Consider the following 17478-nt stretch of genomic DNA (forward strand, 5'->3'; position numbering starts at 1 on the left):
TCCGGTTCCCCGGACAGTTAGGCCGATCCCTCTACCCGTCTAGCCCAGAACCGAGAAACTGCTCTCGGCATTGATTGGTCGTTTGCGCGAATAGAACCCGACGTCAATGCTGCGCCCGATATAGGGCAGCTCGAACTGCAGCGGGTCGGCATCGTGATCCGCACCACCCTCGCAATAGTCGATCAGTGCGGCCATCATCTTGCCCGCAATCGGCGCGTTCTTGTACTGGTTCCCGCTGGTGCCGCAGGCCATGTAGAAACCCGGAAGGCTGGATTTGTCATAGATCGGAATCCAGTCGGTCGACGCATCATACAAATCCACAACACCGCGCGTCTTCGAGGGAATGCCAAGGCTGGGAACCCGCTGCGCATAGCGCATCGCCTGCGTGGTCCACTGGTCGGTAAAGTCCTGATTGTAGGTCTTGTCATCCTCGCACCACTGATGCGGATCACATTCCGGGTCTTCCGAGCCGATCAGGATATGATTGCCGTGTTCGGGCCGACAGTAAAGCGCGATATCGCTATCCGATACAATCGTGCCCTGATTTTCGAAATCAAAACCCTCGGGAGCGGGCACATGCACAACCTCCTGCCGCAGGGGCCGGGTTTCGATGGTCATATCCTCCAGCACCCCGGCCATCGCGTTAACGATGGCCGAACCCGGTCCGGCAACATTCACAACAACCTTCGCGCGGATTTCCTCACCCGATGCCAGCTTGACACCCGAGACGCGCCCCTGCTCCATCAGGATTTCAACCACCTCTGCGCCGGTCCGCGCCTCTGCACCATGTTGTTTGGCAGCGTCCATGAGGTTTTGCGCCGACAGGGCCGGGTCTGTCACATACCCCGCCTTCGGCCAGAACACCGCGCCTTGCATCTGCGCGCCATTGGGTTGCCCGAATGCCGGATCGTCCATACGTTTTGCCGGAGCAAAGCTGTCGAGCGAATAGATCGGCAAGTGCTTCGTGATCTCGTCGGGCGACCACTCTTCGAACGGGCAACCCAGCTCGGCGCTATACGTCTTGTGCTTGTCCAGATATCCGTTTGCGTCTGTCTTCATGACCAGGCAGCCGGTTTGGCGAAACTGCGCCAGATTTGCGTCTTTGGGCAGCCCCAGATACGTCGCCCAATCGCGCCAATAGTGATAGCCTTCCCAAGCGAATGCCGTCCCATCCAGCGTCGAATAGTGCATCCGGATAATCGCGCATGATCCTGCGGTCGAGCCATGCCCGACCTGTGCGTTTCGATCCAGCGAGAGGGTTTTCCATCCCGCTTTTGACATCTCGAATGCAATGGCGGCGCCGATGACTCCGGTGCCGATGATGATGGCATCAGGCTGGCTCATGATGGGTCTCCTTTCCAGTGCTTGCGGCAATATGCGCTGAACGCTGCGACTTCCGCCGCGCGCGGTTCGACGCCAGTGAACACATACAGATAGTGTGGAACCATCGAAATCCGCACAGAAATCGGTTCATTCAGCTGCGCCAGATCATACCCGATCTGCATGTAATACAGGACGCGCGCGCGGGTTTCGGCCTCGATCTCGGGGTAGCCGTATCGCGCAAACATTGCGTGCAGCGCCTCAAGCCGGCGCGTGTCGGACTGGTCCAACGCGCGGCGCACCTTACCGGATTTACGGGCCCAGTCGCGCACAGCAAAATCCAGCGCCGTATCAAACAGATCGGTGTTCACAACGCAGCGATGCACGTTGCACACCGCGCCCGTGATCGTCTCGGCCGGGGCCTCAGCCTGCGCAACAAGAGCCGCCGTATTCGTTGCCTGCCAGCGTGCAAGCAATGCGTCCAGTAACTCTTGCCGGGATTTGAAGTACCAGTAAAACGACGACCGCGACACGGCCATACGCTCGGCGAGGTTGAGGACCTTGATCTGATCCACCCCATCCGAGATCAACACGTCCATTGCCACGTTCAGCCAATCGTCGCGCGTGACCTTGATGTTGCCAACCAAAGGCTCTGCATCAGGGTCATCGCGGTGGAGGATGGGTTTCGTGTTCATTCAACTCTCCGGTGGTGCACCGCCCGCGGCGGTGCGTTTTCCAACAAAGTCCTTCAATTCAGCGATCCGGTCACCGACCTGCTCAGGGGGCTGGAAACTGGACAGGATATCCTTCCAAACGCCGGTTGCCCGATGATTTGCGTCGACCGATCCGCGCTCAGCCCACGTCCCGAAATTGGCATAATCATGCAGATGAGGTTCGTAGAACGCCGTATTGTAACGCTCCATCGTCTGGCTGGTGGCAAAGAAATGTCCAGAGGGGTCCACCTCGCCCAGCGCGGTGTCAAAGCCGATCTCGGACGCCCCGGCCTGCGCGCCCGCACACAGCTCGGCCACCATGTTCAGCACTTCGGCATCGCAAACCAGTTTCTCGAACGAAACGGTCAGACCGCCTTCGAGCCACCCGGCGGAATGAATGATCACCGTCGCCCCGGCCATCAGACACCCCCACAGGCCGAACTGATTTTCGTTCGCGGCCTGAACGTCGTTGATGTTCGACGCAGATCCCGCCGCAGACCGCCACGGCAGCCCCAGATGCCGGGCCAATTGGCCCGCCGCCAAGGAGGCCTGAAAATGCGAAGGTGTACCGAAGGCGGGTGCGCCAGATTTCATATCCACGTTGCTGGTGAAGGTCCCATAACACACCGGCGCGCCGGGATTGGCCAGTTGGGTTAGTGTCAGCGCCGCCAGCGCCTCAGCATGGGACAGGGTTATGGCCCCAGCCACCGTGATCGGTGCCATTGCCCCCATGAGCGTAAACGGCGTGATGATCGACATCTGCCCATGGCGCGCAAAGTCGATCAGGCCCTGCGCCATCGGGATATCCAGCGTGCGCGGGCTGTTGGTGTTGATGATGGTGTAGCAATGGGGGTTGGCCCGGAAATCCTCATCACTGAGGCCGCGGGCGATCGACAGCATTTCAAAGCAATCCATCACCTGCGGCGTGCCCCGCGAGAAGAAGAAGGGGAATTTGTCCGTCAGCTCCATCTGCGCCTGCGTCGTGAAATAGTGGCGCAGGTTCGTCGGCACATCTTGCGGCTCGACCTGAGGCGAGATCATCTGGAACACATCAAAATGGTGGGTCAGTTTCAGGAACTCCAGATAATCCTGCCCTGTCGCGGGCCGCCGCCCGCGTTCCAGATCGGTGGCATTCGGGGCACCCGCGCCGGGCTGGAACACCAGACTGCCCAGTTCCAGCGTGAAATCCCGTCGCCGCGCCCCCGCCCGGCAGGTGATGGATTTCGGGGACGAGGCCACGGCGGCCTCGACCATATCCCGCCCGATAAAGACCATTTCACTGTCTTCATCCACGCGCGCTCCGCCCTGGGCGTAGATCCGGCGCGCTTCCGGTAGCAGAACCTTGACGCCCAGCTCCTCCAGCGTGCGCAAAGCGGTGTCGTGCATGTCCGCGATCTGATCCGCCGGGAAAACCTCCATCTGCGGGAACGGATTGAGGAGCTGGCGATAATTCACCTCGCGATGGGGGGGCGGGACGGTATCGCCCCCGCGCCTGCGGCGCCTGCGGCTGTCAGTTGCCATGATCAGCCCCGCATCGCTTTGCCCTGCGGGTCATAGGGTGACGGCGCCACCACGCGGGCCGAACGTTCAACCCCAACCACGTGCACTGACAGATCGGTCCCCGGTTCGGCCTTGTCACGGTCGACCAGAGCCATGGCCAGCGACTTGCCGGTGTAATGCCCATAGCCGCCCGATGTGACAAAACCAACGCGCTCGCCCCCAGCCCAGACAGGTTCGTAACCACTTGCATCCGCATCTGCTGCATCCACTTCAAGCGTCACCTGAACCTGCGCCGGGCCATTGCCGTCTCGTTCGGCCAGCGCCGCCTCTTTGCCGACGAAATCCTTATCCCAGTCGATCCAGCGGTCCATCCCGGTCATTCCCGGCGTATAGAGCTGCGTGAATTCCGCCGACCAGATGCCAAAGCTCTTTTCAAGACGGGTCGAGAGCATCGCGTTGAAGCCGCATTCGCGGATGCCTTCGTCAGCGCCTGCCTCCAGCAGCATGCGGCGCAGCTTGATATGGTCGCCATAGCGGCAGTTGATCTCATACCCTTTCTCGCCCGTCACTGACATCCGCGCGACGCGGGCGCGGACCAGACCGATATCGAAATCCCCGCAGCCCATGAATTTCAGGCCCGAGATCTCCTGTTCCGCCAGCTTTTCGACCACCGCTTGCGATTTCGGGCCAACAACGGCAAAGCCGCAATATTCCTCGCCCAGATCGCGGATGGTGACGCCATCCATCATGTGATCGTTAAACCAGCGCATATGCCAGGCGCGCAGGTAGTAGCTGCCCATGATCCACCAGGTGCCATCGCCCCAGTTCAGCACGGTCAGATCACCCTTGAGCCGCCCATTCTCACCCAGCATCGGAGCCAGCTTGGCCCGACCCGGCGCGGGCAGTTTCGAGGCCATGACCTTGTCCAGCCACGCCTCAGCATTCGGACCCGTAACCTCGAACCGAGAAAAGCCCGAGATGTCCAGCAGGCCCACACCCTCGCGGATCACCTTGCATTCCTCGGCCACGATGTCATGCGCGTTCGACCGCTTGAGCGTCGGCGTTTCCTCAAAGCCCTTCGGCGCAAAATACAGCGGCACTTCGAGGTCCCAGCTGACGCCCCATTTGCACCCGGCCTCGGTCATCGCGTCATGCGCCGGGGCCATCTTCAGCGGGCGACCTGCGGGCAGTTGCTCGTTCGGATAGGTCATCACAAAGCGGCGCGAATAGAACTGCCCCGTGGTCTCGCGGATATAGCGTTTGTTCTGCGCGAAATCGCCATAGCGCGCCACGTCCATCGGCCATGCGTCGGCCTCGGGCTCACCATGGATCATCCACTCGGCCAGCGTTTTTCCGACGCCACCGCCCTGCAGGAACCCGGCCATCACCGCGCAGGCCGACCAATAGCCCCGCTTGCCCGGCACCGGACCGACCAGAGGGTTGCCATCTGGCGAGAAGGTGAACGCGCCGTTCACCCATGTCTTGATGCCGACATTCTGGATCGAGGGGTACCGCTCAAAGCCTAACGTCAGCTCGTTCTCGATCCGGTCAAGCTGTTCCTGAAACAGCTCCTCGCCATAGTTCCATGGCGCGCCGTCCATGGCCCAGTGTTCATGCTCGACCTCATAGATGCCCACCAGAACACCCTTCTGGTCCTGCCGCATATAGGTGAACCCTTCCAGATCCACGGTCATCGGCATCTCAAAATCCGCCTGCGCAACCTCGGGCACCGTGTCGGTGATCAGGTAGTGGTGTTTCAGCGGAGAAACGGGCAATTCGACGCCCGCCATACGGCCTACTTGCTTGGCCCAGAGGCCTGCAGCGTTAACCACATGTTCGCAGGTGATGGTGCCCTTGTCGGTCACAACCTCCCACCCATCCGCCGTCTGCGTCAGACTTTCAACTTTGGTTTCTTCGTAGTATTCCGCACCACGTTTCCGAGCGGCGGTCGCATAGGCCTGCACGGTTCCGGTCGTGTCGATATAGCCCTCTCGATCCGCCCACATCGCGCCCAGAACGCCGTCGGTGGACATGATCGGGCAGCGTTTTTGTGCTTCTTCCGGCGACAACAATTCGCAATCGTCAATGCCGATGGACTGGAAGATGCGATAGTTCGCCTGCAACCACTCCCACCGCTCGGGCGTGCCCGCCAGCGTCAAACCGCCGGTCATGTGCAGACCGATATTCTGACCCGATTCTTTCTCGATCTCACTCAGCAGGTCGATCGTATAGGCCTGCAGCGAAGCCATGTTCGGGTCCGCATTCAGCGCATGAATACCGCCCGCCGCGTGCCACGACGACCCCGAGGCCAGACGCCGCCGTTCCAACATAACCACATCGGACCAGCCGAACTTGGCCAGATGATACAGGACCGAGGCACCGACGACGCCGCCCCCGATCACTACAACACGATACTGAGATTTCATCCTGCGCTCCCCTGCATGGCTCGCAAAGGACGCTAGTAGCACTGTTCACTTCTGTCTAGACATTTCTGTACAGTTCGTGATCTGACCGCGTTTATCCACAAAGCCACCTATAGCTGGGCGCTGCGGCGGTCCTGAATGGCGTCAAACCAGGCTTGGGTTGCCGTATGGCCGTCAGGGATGCGCATTTTGATGACACGCGCAAAATCGGTGAAGACAAAGGCTGTGATATCGGCCAGCGAAAATGCCTCACCGGCGAGGTAAGCGCTGTTGCACAGACGGTCTTCGAGCAAATCGAAGAATTGGCGCACCCGCGCGGCACCCCGCTGGGCCAATTCGGGTATCTGCGCATAGTTCACCGGGCCGGGAATAGCCCGGTCTTTGAACGCCGGATGCCTGTTGCGCAGCGTTTCCGCAATCGGCAAGCCGCCTTGTTGTTCGACAATTGCGTTCCACATCAGCACCAGCCCTTTCTCGTCCGGTGTCTGGCCCATCAACGCAGGTTCAGGGAAGCGTGCTTCGAGATAGGCGGCGATCCCAAGATTCTCGGTCAGAACCCCGCCCTCATCGGTCACCAACACCGGAAGTGTCCCGCGCGGGTTCACGGCGCGGAACGCCTCGCCCAACTGCTCACCCTTGGCGATCGAAATGTCACGGGATTCGATTTCAAGTCCCTTTTCGGCGATGAACATCCGCGCGCGACGCGGGTTCGGAGCGGTCGAGCAATCGTAGAACAGCATGAAAGAGCCTCCTTCAGGGGATTACGTCCCGAAGGTTAGCGGCGCTTCCGGCGAAACGCCCAGCGTGACCCTACGGCATTTAACGCCGGTAGATGAAACAGCGCCCTTCGACTGCGCCAGCAGGCAGCGGCAGTTCTGTCAGCGCGTCAAAATACATCCGGTCGCTGGACACCATCAACCCGCCCGGAGCCAACAGTGGTTCGATCAGAGGGGACACGAAGCGCGCAAAAGCGTCATTCTTTTCCCGGTTATGCCCGCCCAGATCAGCGTGGATCAGGCTGGCAGATGCACCAAAGCGCTTGACGGATGCGGGCAGTGTCTCGCGCACATCGCCCAGAATCACCAGATCCTCGGGCGGCGTCGAGTCGGGATGCGAAGCCACCGCGCGTTCGAATACATAGACCGGGCGGTCTTGTATGTGCTGAATCATGTGATGATAGGTGCGGCCATTGCCCAAGCCCAGTTCGAACACAGGCCCGGTCTGACCCGCTGTCTGCGCAATCGCAAAATCAAGACAGGCGCGCTGTGACACCATGCGATCGATGAACAGATCCAGTCGGCTTTGTTGCTGGGACACGTGCGAACCTCATTTATTGCCAGACAACCCTAAACGGCGTCGATCGCGCCTTAGATGACAAAATCTCAAGACTTTGTGTAGGTGCCCGAGGTGGCATTTCGTATTTCCGCGACGTTTCTGCGCAAGAAGGTGTTTGACTAGCCCGCCCGAACCGCGCGAAACTGCACAAAAAAAGTCAGGGAGTTCACTAAGCCGATGTTAGCAAGCGGCCAACCGGGTGGAATACCCGTATGAATGCGTTGTTGTCCGTCCGGAATCTAAGCATTGGTTTTGGCGCGGGCGAAGCCGTGGTTCAAGATGTGAACTTCGATGTTGCGCCGGGGCAGACGCTGGCCCTGGTCGGAGAATCAGGGTCGGGAAAAACAATTTCGTGTCGCGCGGCACTGCGGATTTTGCCGCGCACAGCGCAGATTCGCAGCGGCGCAATCACGCTGAATGATTCCAGCGGTACGGCGGACCTGACCAAGATCAGCGAAAAGCAGATGCGCGGCATTCGCGGCAACCGTATCTCGATGATCTTTCAGGAGCCGATGCGCTCGCTGTCGCCGCTGCACAAGATCGGCAATCAGGTCAGCGAAGTTCTGTGGCTGCATCGCGGCGCGTCCGAGGCGCAGGCCCGCAAAGAGGTTCTGACCCAGTTCGAACGTGTGGGCTTTCCCGATCCGGCGCGGGCCTATGACAGCTATCCGTTCGAGTTGTCTGGCGGTATGCGGCAGCGGGCGATGATCGCGATGGCGATGGTTGCCAAACCCGAACTGCTGATCGCGGATGAGCCCACGACCGCGCTGGATGTGACCACGCAGGCGCAGGTACTGGGGCTGATCAAAGAACTGCAGCGCGAGACCGGCATGGCGCTGATCCTCGTGACTCATGATCTGGGCGTTGTGGCCAACATGGCAGAACAGGTCGTGGTCATGCACAAAGGCCGCGTGATGGAGGCCGGGCCCGCCGCCCCCATTCTGAACGCACCGGCGCACCCCTATACCAAACAGCTGTTTGATGCGGCGCCCGAGATTCCGGATCAGGATGCCGTCGGCCTGCCAATGCCCGACGAAGACCTGATCCTGCAGATGAAAAGCGTGTCAAAGACCTACACGATGCGCTCCAGCAAAGGGTGGCAGGCCGATAAGCTTATCCATGCCTGTCGCGGCGTCGACATGAAACTGGCGCGCGGCAAGACGTTGGCGATCGTGGGAGAAAGCGGGTCTGGCAAGACCACCGCTGCACGCATCGCCTTGGGCGCCGAACCACCTGATCCCGGCGGCGAGGTACTGTTCCGCACCGCACCCGATGCCGAACCAATCACAGTACACCGCATGACCCGCGCCGAGCGTACGGCGTTCCAGCGCAAAGCACAGATGGTGTTTCAGGATCCCTATAGCTCGCTCAGCCCACGGATGCGCATTCAGGACGCGATGACCGAGCCGCTGGAGATCCACAATCTGGGAACAACGACCGAACAGCGGGACAAGGCGGCGCAGATGCTTCAGCGGGTGGGACTGAATGCGGATATGCTCAAACGTTATCCGCACGCCTTTTCGGGCGGTCAGCGCCAACGCCTGTCGATTGCCCGGGCGATGATGCTGGACCCGGCGCTGATTGTCTGTGACGAGCCGACCTCGGCGCTGGATGTTTCGGTGCAGGAACAGATTCTGACCTTGCTGGAAGACCTGCAGCAGAGCCTTAACCTATCCTATCTGTTCATCTCACACGATCTGGCCGTTGTAGCCCGGATCGCCGATGAGGTCGCCGTGATGCGTCAAGGCCTTGTGGTCGAACAGGCCCCGCCAGAAACCCTATTCTACAATCCGCACCACCCCTACACCAAGGCATTGATCGCTGCCCAGCCTGAGCCCGACATCAACCGTCCGATCGACCTGAAACTGGTCGCACTCGGCGCAGGTTCGCCAGACAGTTGGGATGATGCCTTCCGATTCTCCGACTCCATGGTACCCTCGCTGGTAGAAATGGAGCCCGGCCATAAGGTACGTTGCCATGTTTGAGACCACTCACCGATTGTTTCTTGCCACGACGCTGGCCCTTGCCGGGATGTTACCCGCTGCGGCAGAAATCCCTTCGAATCTTCAAGAAAGCGCCTTTTGGCAATCCGAGGTTGACAATGGCAACCTGCCCCCGGCCGCCGAGCGTGTACCGCAGGAGCCGCTGATCGTGGATCTGGCCGCCAAGGGTCGTGAGTTCGGGACACAAGGCGGCACATTGCGAACGATGGTCACCCGATCCAAAGATATTCGGCAAATGGTCGTCTATGGCTATGCGCGCCTCGTCGGGTTCGACCATGAATACAACATTGTTCCCGATATCCTTGCGTCCTTCGAAAACGAAGGGAACCGCAAATATACCCTGAATCTGCGTCCGGGCCACAAATGGTCGGACGGTACACCCTTCACCTCGGAAGACTTCCGCTATTGGTGGGAGGATGTGGCCAATAACGCATTGCTCAGCCCGTCGGGTCCGCCGGACTTCCTGATTGTCGAAGGCAAACCTCCGGTCGTCAGCTTCCCTGATGAGACTACGGTGATCTTCGAGTGGGAAGACCCCAATCCGAACTTCCTGCTATCACTTGCTCAGGCACGACCGCCTTTCATTTACCGGCCATCGCAGTTCCTCAAACAATACCATGAAAAATTCGCAGACGCCGAGGAACTGGCCTTTCAGGTCGACGACGCGCGCGTCAAAAGCTGGGCGGCACTGCACAACAAACTCGATAACCTTTATAAGTTCGACAACCACGAACTGCCGACCCTGCAGCCCTGGCTGAACGCAAGCTCGGGCAAGAAGATCCGGCACAATTTCGTGCGCAACCCCTATTACCACCGCATCGATTCCAACGGCACACAGCTGCCCTATATCGACGTGGTCGAAATGGAAATCGTGGCACCGGGCCTTGTGGCGGCCAAGACCAACGCGGGCGAAAGTGATCTGCAGGGGCGCGGGCTGGCGTTCCGTGACGCTTCGATCTTGAAAAAGGGCGAAGCGCAAGGCGACTACAAAACACTGCTTTGGAAAACCGGAGTGGCGTCGCAAATCGCCATCTATCCCAATCTGAACTTTGCCGATGACGGCTGGCGCGAAGTACTGCGCGATGTCCGGGTGCGCCGCGCCCTGTCACTGGCAATTGACCGCAAAACGATCAATCAGGCACTGTATTTCAAACTGGCCCAGCCGGGTGCGATGGCAGTTCTGCCAGCCTCACCCTACTATGACGAGGAAAACGCGCAGGCCTGGGCGCAGTATGATGTCGATATGGCAAATGCCCTGCTGGATGAGGCAGGCCTTGACCAACGCGACCCAAGCGGCGTCCGGCTGTTGCCCGATGGCCGCCCGATGGAGTTGGTGATCGAGACCGCCGGCGAGCGACAGGAGGTCGAGAACGCGCTACAGATCGTAACCGACACGTGGCGCGAGATTGGCGTCAAGCTGGTGATGCGACCTTTGGACCGCGACATCCTGCGCAACCGCGTATTCTCGGGCAACACGATGGCGTCGGTCTGGTTCGGCTGGGATGATGGCATCCCGCAGAACCACACCTCTCCGGCTTATCTGGCGCCCACGGATCAGGTGTTTCTGGCCTGGCCGAAATGGGGCCAGTATTATCAGACAGGTGGTGATGCAGGCGAAGCGCCCGATATGCCTGAGGCCGAGCGCCTGATGACCCTTGCCCATGACTGGGAAATCGCCAGCACCGACGAAGAGCGCGAAGCCGCCTGGCGCGAAATGCTGGATATCCACGCCCAGCAACTTTACGCGATCGGCATCCTGAACGGCGCACCCCAGCCCATCGTCGTGTCGAACCGCCTGCGCAACGTGCCCGAACAGGCGATGTGGGCATGGGAGCCCGGCGCGCATTTCGGCATCCACCGTCCCGACGAGTTCTTCTTCGCCGACTGATCAGGAGCAGCTAAATGGTCATGCTGCGCTATGCGGTGTATCGCTTCTTCACGATGCTGCTGACTCTGTTGGTGGTGTCGGTCCTGATATTCGTGATCATCAACCTGCCGCCCGGCGATTACCTCAGCAACCAGATCGCCGAGTTGCAGGCCTCGGGGCAATCCGCGGGTGTGGCGAAGGCTGAATTCCTGCGACAGGAATACTCGCTGGACCGCTCCTTGCCCGAGCAGTACCTGATCTGGATGGGCTTCTGGCCCGGTCCGCATGGGTTCGAAGGGCTGCTGCAGGGCAACTATGGCTGGTCCTTCGAGTTCGACCGTCCGGTGTCCGAAATCGTAGGGGATACGCTGTGGCTGACCGTGGTGGTCAACCTGGCAGCGATTCTGTTTGTCTATGCCGTAGCCCTGCCGCTCGGCGTTCTTGCTGCCGCGAAGTCGCGGACATGGATTGACTACACCTCGGCCTTTGTCGGCTATCTGGGTCTGGCGACGCCAAACTTTCTGCTGGCGCTGATCCTGTTTTACTACGGCCACCAGTATTTCAACCTGCCCATCGGTGGCCTTATGGACCCAAAATTCGAAGGCGAACCGATGAGCTGGGACAAGCTCAAATCCATCCTGTTGCACCTGATCGTACCGACCTTCGTGATCGGCACCTCGGGCGCGTCCGCAATGATGCAGCGCCTGCGCGCAAATATGCTGGATGAATTGGGCAAGCCTTACGTCGAAACCGCCATCGCCAAGGGCATGGCCCCGTCGCGGATGCTGACCAAATACCCGTTACGCGTGGCCTTCAACCCGTTCGTGGCCGATATCGGCAACCTGCTGCCCTCGATGGTATCCGGCTCGGTTCTGGTCTCGGTCGTGCTGGGTTTGCAGACCATCGGCCCGACCCTACTGACCGCGCTGAAAACGCAGGACCAGTTCCTGTCGGCCTTCATCCTGATGTTCGTGGCGCTGCTGACCCTGATCGGCACGATGATCTCGGACATCCTGCTGGTCATGCTGGACCCGCGCATCAGATATGAGGGGCGCGAGGCATGACTGACAAACCCGATGGCCGCTATGTCGACGATGCACCTTTTGACCCGCAGGCGTCGATCCAACAACTGGAGCGCGCCGATCTCGACGCGCCCAACTGGGTGCTGGTCTGGCGCAAATTCAAGACGCACAGGCTTGGTCTGATCTCGGGCATATTCCTGCTGCTGTGCTATCTGATGCTGCCCTTCGCAGGCTTCATCGCCCCCTACGGGCCGAACGACCGGAATGGCGAGCACCTCTATGCCCCGCCCCAATCCGTCAATTGGTTCCACGAGGGCGAGTTCATCGGCCCCTACGTCTATCCCATCGTGGCCGAGGCCGATCTGGAAACCTTCCAGTGGAAATTCGTCCCCGACACCGAAGACCCACGCCCGATCCGGTTCTTCTGCGAGGGGTCCGAATACAAACTGGCGGGTCTGATCAAGTCAGACACCCACCTGTTCTGCGCACCCGAGGGCGCAACGCTGTTCATCTGGGGCTCGGACCGTCTGGGTCGCGACATCTTCAGCCGCATCCTCTATGGCGCGCAATTGTCGCTGACTGTGGGCCTGATCGGCATCTCGGTGTCCTTCTTCCTCGGCATCCTGTTCGGGTCAATGGCCGGGTATTTCGGGGGCCGCATCGACTGGGTCATCAACCGCGTGATCGAGGTTCTGCGTTCGCTGCCCGAACTGCCCCTCTGGCTGGCCCTGTCCGCCGCCGTGCCATCGAACTGGAGCCCCGTTGCGGTGTTCTTCATCATCTCGATCATCCTCGGCATCCTCGACTGGCCCGGCCTCGCCCGATCCGTGCGCGCCAAATTCCTGTCTCTGCGCGAGGAAGAATACGTGCGCGCCGCCGAGATGATGGGTGCGTCTTCGGGCCGAGTGATCCGCAAGCACCTGCTGCCGAACTTCATGTCCCACCTGATCGCCTCGGCCACCCTATCGATCCCCGCAATGATCCTTGGAGAAACCGCGCTCAGTTTCCTTGGTCTTGGCCTGCGGGCCCCTGCGGTCAGTTGGGGCGTAATGCTGAACGACGCGCAAAACCTCGCCTCGATCGAGATCTACCCATGGACAGCCATCCCGATGCTACCGATCATCGTCGTGGTACTGGCCTTCAACTTCCTTGGTGACGGGCTGCGCGACAGCCTTGACCCCTATCAGCAATGAGCCTGCTTTCCGCCCTACCCGCGACCGACAGCTATCAGGTCACCGGAACCGGAGCCCGCCCCAGCGCCTTTGCGGTGTCCGAACTGGCCGCGGCCAGCTTTGCCGCCGTGGGTCAGGAATTGGCGCGGTTGATGGTGGCGACCAATCTGGCGGACAAACCGCAAGAGATCACGGTGAACTACCGGCTCGCGTCTTTGTGGTACGGTTTCTCCTTCAAACCCGACGGATGGGACATGCCCAGCCTGTGGGATGCGATTGCTGGCGATTACATGGCCGTCGATGGCTGGATCAGGCTACACACCAACCTGCCCCACCACCGCGCTGCTGCGTTGAAGGTACTGCAAGTCGCCGCGGACAGGGATGCCGTGACGCGCGCGATCAAGGACTGGTCCATCTTCGATCTGGAAACCGCCATCGTCGCTGAGGGTGGCGTGGCCGCCGCCATGCGCAGCCGATCCGAATGGCAGGACCATCCACAAGGCCGAGCCGTAACCCGCGAACCACTGATCGGCTGGCACGGCCCGCGCCACGCCACGCTGCGTGACAGGCCCGAGGCCACGGCGGCACGCCCGCTGGCCGGACTGCGCGTGCTTGACCTGACGCGGATTCTGGCAGGCCCCGTTTCAACCCGAACGCTCGCTGGGTTTGGCGCGGATGTGCTGCGCATCGACCCGCCCGGTTGGGATGAGCCCGGAGTGATCCCCGACATATCGCTGGGCAAGCGCTGCGCCTATCTGGACCTGAAAGGTGCGGAGGGTTTGGCGCAGCTGAAAGACCTGCTCGCCCAAGCCGACGTACTGGTGCACGGCTACCGTCCCGGCGCGTTGGACGCGCTTGGTCTGGACAAGGCCACGCGCGATCAACTGGCCCCCAACCGGATCGAGGTCACCTTGGACGCCTATGGTTGGCAAGGCCCCTGGGCTACGCGGCGCGGGTTCGACAGCCTTGTCCAGATGAGCGCCGGAATCGCCCATGCCGGGATGGAATGGGCCGGGGCCGACAAACCCACCCCGCTGCCCGTCCAAGCGCTGGACCACGCCACCGGCTACCTGATGGCCGCCGCCGTCCTCTCGGCTCTGGCCGAGGCCGCCTCGGGCCAAACCGTAATGGACGCGCGCCTGTCACTTGCCCGCACCGCCGAGTTACTGGCAACCCTCGCCAAAAGTAGCGCGGGTGAAGACATCACCCATGCGAATCCAACAGACTACGGTAATGACACTGAGGCCTCAGGATGGGGCCCGGGCCACCGTCTGCAACCCGCCCTGACGGTTGGCTCTGCGGCAATGATCTGGCCGCTGCCCGCCAGCAAACTCGGAACCTCAGACGCAATCTGGGCCAGCCCCTCAACCTAGCGCAGCCGCCGCGCGGCACGCGCGGCCCGGCCCAACGCTTTGGGCGGTGTCGCGTCAGCGACGCAGATCAAAGGGGCGGGAGAGCGCCCTAGCGGTCGTCACCCCCACCCGGTCCGATATCGTCCAGATAATCCTCGTCAATCGCCGCCTGAACCGCACCCGTCACCGCCTCGCGCTGCTTGGGCGTCAGGTCCTCGGCCTCTTTGTCATCGGCCAGACGTACCGTGACCTCGCGGTGGGCAAAACGGATACCTTCGCGGGCGAAGAGCTCGCGGATGTCCTGATAAACCTTTTTGCGCACCAGCCACTGATCGCCGGGCTTGGTCATGAACTTCACCCGGATGATCATCGCAGAATCCTGCATCTCGATCACGCCCTGAGATTTCAGTGGCTGGATGAAATTGTCCCCGATCACCGGATCGCTCAGCAACTCCTGCCCCAGCTTCTTGATCAGCTTGCGCACCTTCTCGACATCGGTGTCATAGGTCACGCGCAGGGGCAGTTTCATGATCACCCAATCACGGGAATAGTTGGTCAGAACCTTGATCTCACCGAACGGAATCGTATTCAGCGCCCCAAGGTGATGCCGCAACTGGAAAGACCGGACCGAGATCTTCTCGACCGTGCCTTTCACATCCCCGATATCGATGTATTCGCCCTTCCGAAACGCATCATCCATCAGGAAGAACGCGCCCGAGAAGATGTCCCGCACCAAGGTCTGCGACCCGAAACCAACCGCCAGACCCACAACACCGGCACCGGCAAACAGCGGGCTGACGTTGATGCCCAGCTCCATCAGCACGATCAGCGCTATGGTCACCACAACCACCGCCAGTATTGCCCCACGGAACAGCGGCAGCAACGTTGCCAGACGGCTCTGCCCGCCTTCGCCGCCTTCATCCCCCAGCTCGGCCTCGGCCCCGCCATCGTCGGTTTCTTCGGCGATCTTGCTGTCGATCCAGACGCGAAAGAAATGGAACAGGACATAGCCGATGAACAGGATCACCATCACGTCCAGGGCCCGCCCGACGGGCAAATCTTCGCTCCAGTTTGCCTGCGGGTTCCAGATCACCACCAGCGCATAGAGACCAACGACAAAGGCCAGTATCCCCGCAACCCGGCGGGCGAGGTCCTCGTAAGTCAGGATGGCGTATTTGCGCTTTTCAGCCTCGGGTGTCGGTGCCTCTGCGTCAGCGTCGCTCACTGCGTCCTGCGCATCCGCATTCAGTTCCTTGATCTGTCGATTGCGATCAAAATAGCGTTCAAGCAGATAGTTCATCGCGCCATACGCCACGACAACCGACATGAAAATTGCATAGCTGCTGGCCACAATCGGGACCGAGCCTTCGACCTCAAGCACCAGATCCACCGCCAGCTTGAACCAGCTGAACACCATGTAAAGGATCAGAACCGGTGCCCATGCAAACGAGATAAACCGTGAGATCCACGAGACCTGATCCGGTGCTCGCCCACCCCGGATCGCATTGGAAATGGCCCGGGCGTTGAACAGAATCATCAACACATTACCCAGCGCCCCGGCCAGGGTCAGGCTGCCATAGACCATTGCATAGACGTTGTAATTCAACCCAAAATCCGCGACCCATGTCGCGAACAGCACCACCGAGATGTCATAGGTCGCAAGCGCCGAGGCCCAAATATATAAGCGTTTTGCGTCCCGGTCGGAAAACGGAGGTAAGCGATACTGGCTAAGATAAGGCGACAAAACCATACGCCATAGGTCCGAAACCGTACGCGACAGGAAGAATGCTGCAAAAATCGCCGTGACCGTGAATTGAATCGAGATATCCTCGGCCTCACCAAAAAACAGATATCCCACGATCAAGGCCATGAGCATCGCAAACACGGTGCCCCCGATCCCCATCAGGAAACGGAACACAAGGAATGGCATTTTCTCGCGATAGCCGTTCGGTTGTTCCTTGATCCGCGCCACGACAAAGCGCTTGGCAATGCGTTTGCCGTAGATTTCCGTGGACAGCCAACGCCCCAGCAGCAGGAACAGCACGTTCCAGACCAGAACTTCGACATAGGTCTGAATGCGTCCGTCCGGGCTGGTCTGGCGCAGGATATACTGAACTTCGAAAACGGAATAGGGCAGTGCCTCAAGCCGCGAACGCACCGACTCGCGGAAGTCGGAAAATCGCTCTTGCGCCTTCATCAATTGCGAGCCTTCGCCCATCGTGTCCGCTGCACCCGAACCGGTCGCTTCTGCGTCAGCGCCAGGGTTTGATACCACCTGACCCGCACTGTCGATCACGATGACGCTGGCGCCCGCTTCGGTTGCCGCCCTGATCGCAGCTGCCACATCGCCGTCGACCGAAGCGGCGCTTTCATCCTCGGTTCCAGTCGGATAGCCCGGGATCAGAGACTGCGCCGAAGCAGCCGGTCCAAGCGCGAGCGACAAGGCGAGGAACGCCAGAACAAGCCCGGCCACAAAAGTCTTCTTCATAGTTCGTTCCATCCAGATCGCAATTGCGCATGACACTACATAACCTCTGGGGTCGGTTCAAATCCCTGTGGCGCGTCAATGGGCGGCTGTGCTCTTGCAACATCTCCGGGGGATAAAGTGTTTTCAATCCAACGGAAATTGAATATGACAAACGTCGGGGATCACGGCGAAACCAACTGCATTCCCCCTTTGGCCTGCAAAAGGCCATCCGATGGCACCACGGCCGCAAAAAAGATGTTGCCAATTCGCCATGCTTGGCCAATTTGCACACTGCTGGCTGGCC

The 17478-nt window shown here is 60.3% G+C and carries 12 protein-coding genes; 5 read left to right on the plus strand and 7 right to left on the minus strand.

Features of this window, described 5'->3' with window-relative positions; genetic code table 11:
• Positions 1–39: 39 nt before the first annotated feature.
• The 6 genes from ACR0KM_RS02560 to ACR0KM_RS02585 form a co-directional block, all read right to left on the minus strand.
• Positions 40–1344, minus strand: coding sequence for an NAD(P)/FAD-dependent oxidoreductase (locus ACR0KM_RS02560; protein WP_480819268.1), 1305 nt, complete (start codon positions 1342–1344; stop codon positions 40–42).
• The gene (locus ACR0KM_RS02565) at positions 1341–2015 is read right to left on the minus strand and encodes a TetR/AcrR family transcriptional regulator (RefSeq protein WP_480856732.1); all 675 of its coding nucleotides are present in this window, start codon (positions 2013–2015) and stop codon (positions 1341–1343) included. Before ACR0KM_RS02565 ends, ACR0KM_RS02560 begins: the two co-directional genes overlap by 4 nt.
• Positions 2016–3554 carry a trimethylamine methyltransferase family protein gene (locus ACR0KM_RS02570; RefSeq protein ID WP_480856730.1) on the minus strand — a complete coding sequence of 513 codons (1539 nt, stop codon included), beginning with the start codon at positions 3552–3554 and terminating at the stop codon, positions 2016–2018.
• A 2-nt stretch (positions 3555–3556) separates the two neighbouring features.
• Positions 3557–5959 (minus strand): GcvT family protein, encoded by a 2403-nt coding sequence (locus ACR0KM_RS02575; RefSeq protein WP_480856729.1) that lies wholly within the window; start codon positions 5957–5959, stop codon positions 3557–3559.
• A 107-nt stretch (positions 5960–6066) separates the two neighbouring features.
• On the minus strand, positions 6067–6696 hold the full coding sequence (locus ACR0KM_RS02580; RefSeq protein WP_480856728.1) for a glutathione S-transferase family protein: 630 nt from the start codon (positions 6694–6696) through the stop codon (positions 6067–6069).
• Positions 6697–6775: 79 nt separating this feature from the next.
• Positions 6776–7273, minus strand: coding sequence for a class I SAM-dependent methyltransferase (locus tag ACR0KM_RS02585; RefSeq protein ID WP_480856727.1), 498 nt, complete (start codon positions 7271–7273; stop codon positions 6776–6778).
• Between the two features lie 230 nt (positions 7274–7503).
• Between ACR0KM_RS02585 and ACR0KM_RS02590 the strand changes: the two genes are divergently transcribed.
• From ACR0KM_RS02590 to ACR0KM_RS02610, 5 genes are read left to right on the plus strand one after another with little or no spacing between them, the layout of a single operon-like run.
• Positions 7504–9276 carry an ABC transporter ATP-binding protein gene (locus tag ACR0KM_RS02590; RefSeq protein WP_480819262.1) on the plus strand — a complete coding sequence of 591 codons (1773 nt, stop codon included), beginning with the start codon at positions 7504–7506 and terminating at the stop codon, positions 9274–9276.
• Positions 9269–11182, plus strand: coding sequence for an ABC transporter substrate-binding protein (locus tag ACR0KM_RS02595; protein WP_480819261.1), 1914 nt, complete (start codon positions 9269–9271; stop codon positions 11180–11182). Before ACR0KM_RS02590 ends, ACR0KM_RS02595 begins: the two co-directional genes overlap by 8 nt.
• Before the next feature lie 14 nt (positions 11183–11196).
• Positions 11197–12225 (plus strand): ABC transporter permease, encoded by a 1029-nt coding sequence (locus tag ACR0KM_RS02600; RefSeq protein ID WP_480819260.1) that lies wholly within the window; start codon positions 11197–11199, stop codon positions 12223–12225.
• Positions 12222–13376 (plus strand): ABC transporter permease, encoded by a 1155-nt coding sequence (locus ACR0KM_RS02605; protein ID WP_480856725.1) that lies wholly within the window; start codon positions 12222–12224, stop codon positions 13374–13376. Before ACR0KM_RS02600 ends, ACR0KM_RS02605 begins: the two co-directional genes overlap by 4 nt.
• A complete protein-coding gene (locus ACR0KM_RS02610) occupies positions 13373–14728 on the plus strand; it encodes a CoA transferase (protein ID WP_480856724.1) in 1356 nt (451 codons plus the stop codon). Before ACR0KM_RS02605 ends, ACR0KM_RS02610 begins: the two co-directional genes overlap by 4 nt.
• 88 nt (positions 14729–14816) lie before the next feature.
• Here ACR0KM_RS02610 and ACR0KM_RS02615 read toward each other — a convergent pair whose 3' ends face one another.
• A complete protein-coding gene (locus ACR0KM_RS02615; RefSeq protein ID WP_480856722.1) occupies positions 14817–17195 on the minus strand; it encodes a mechanosensitive ion channel domain-containing protein in 2379 nt (792 codons plus the stop codon).
• Between the last annotated feature and the right edge of the window lie 283 nt (positions 17196–17478).

This window comes from Ruegeria sp. G10 (assembly GCF_056533645.1).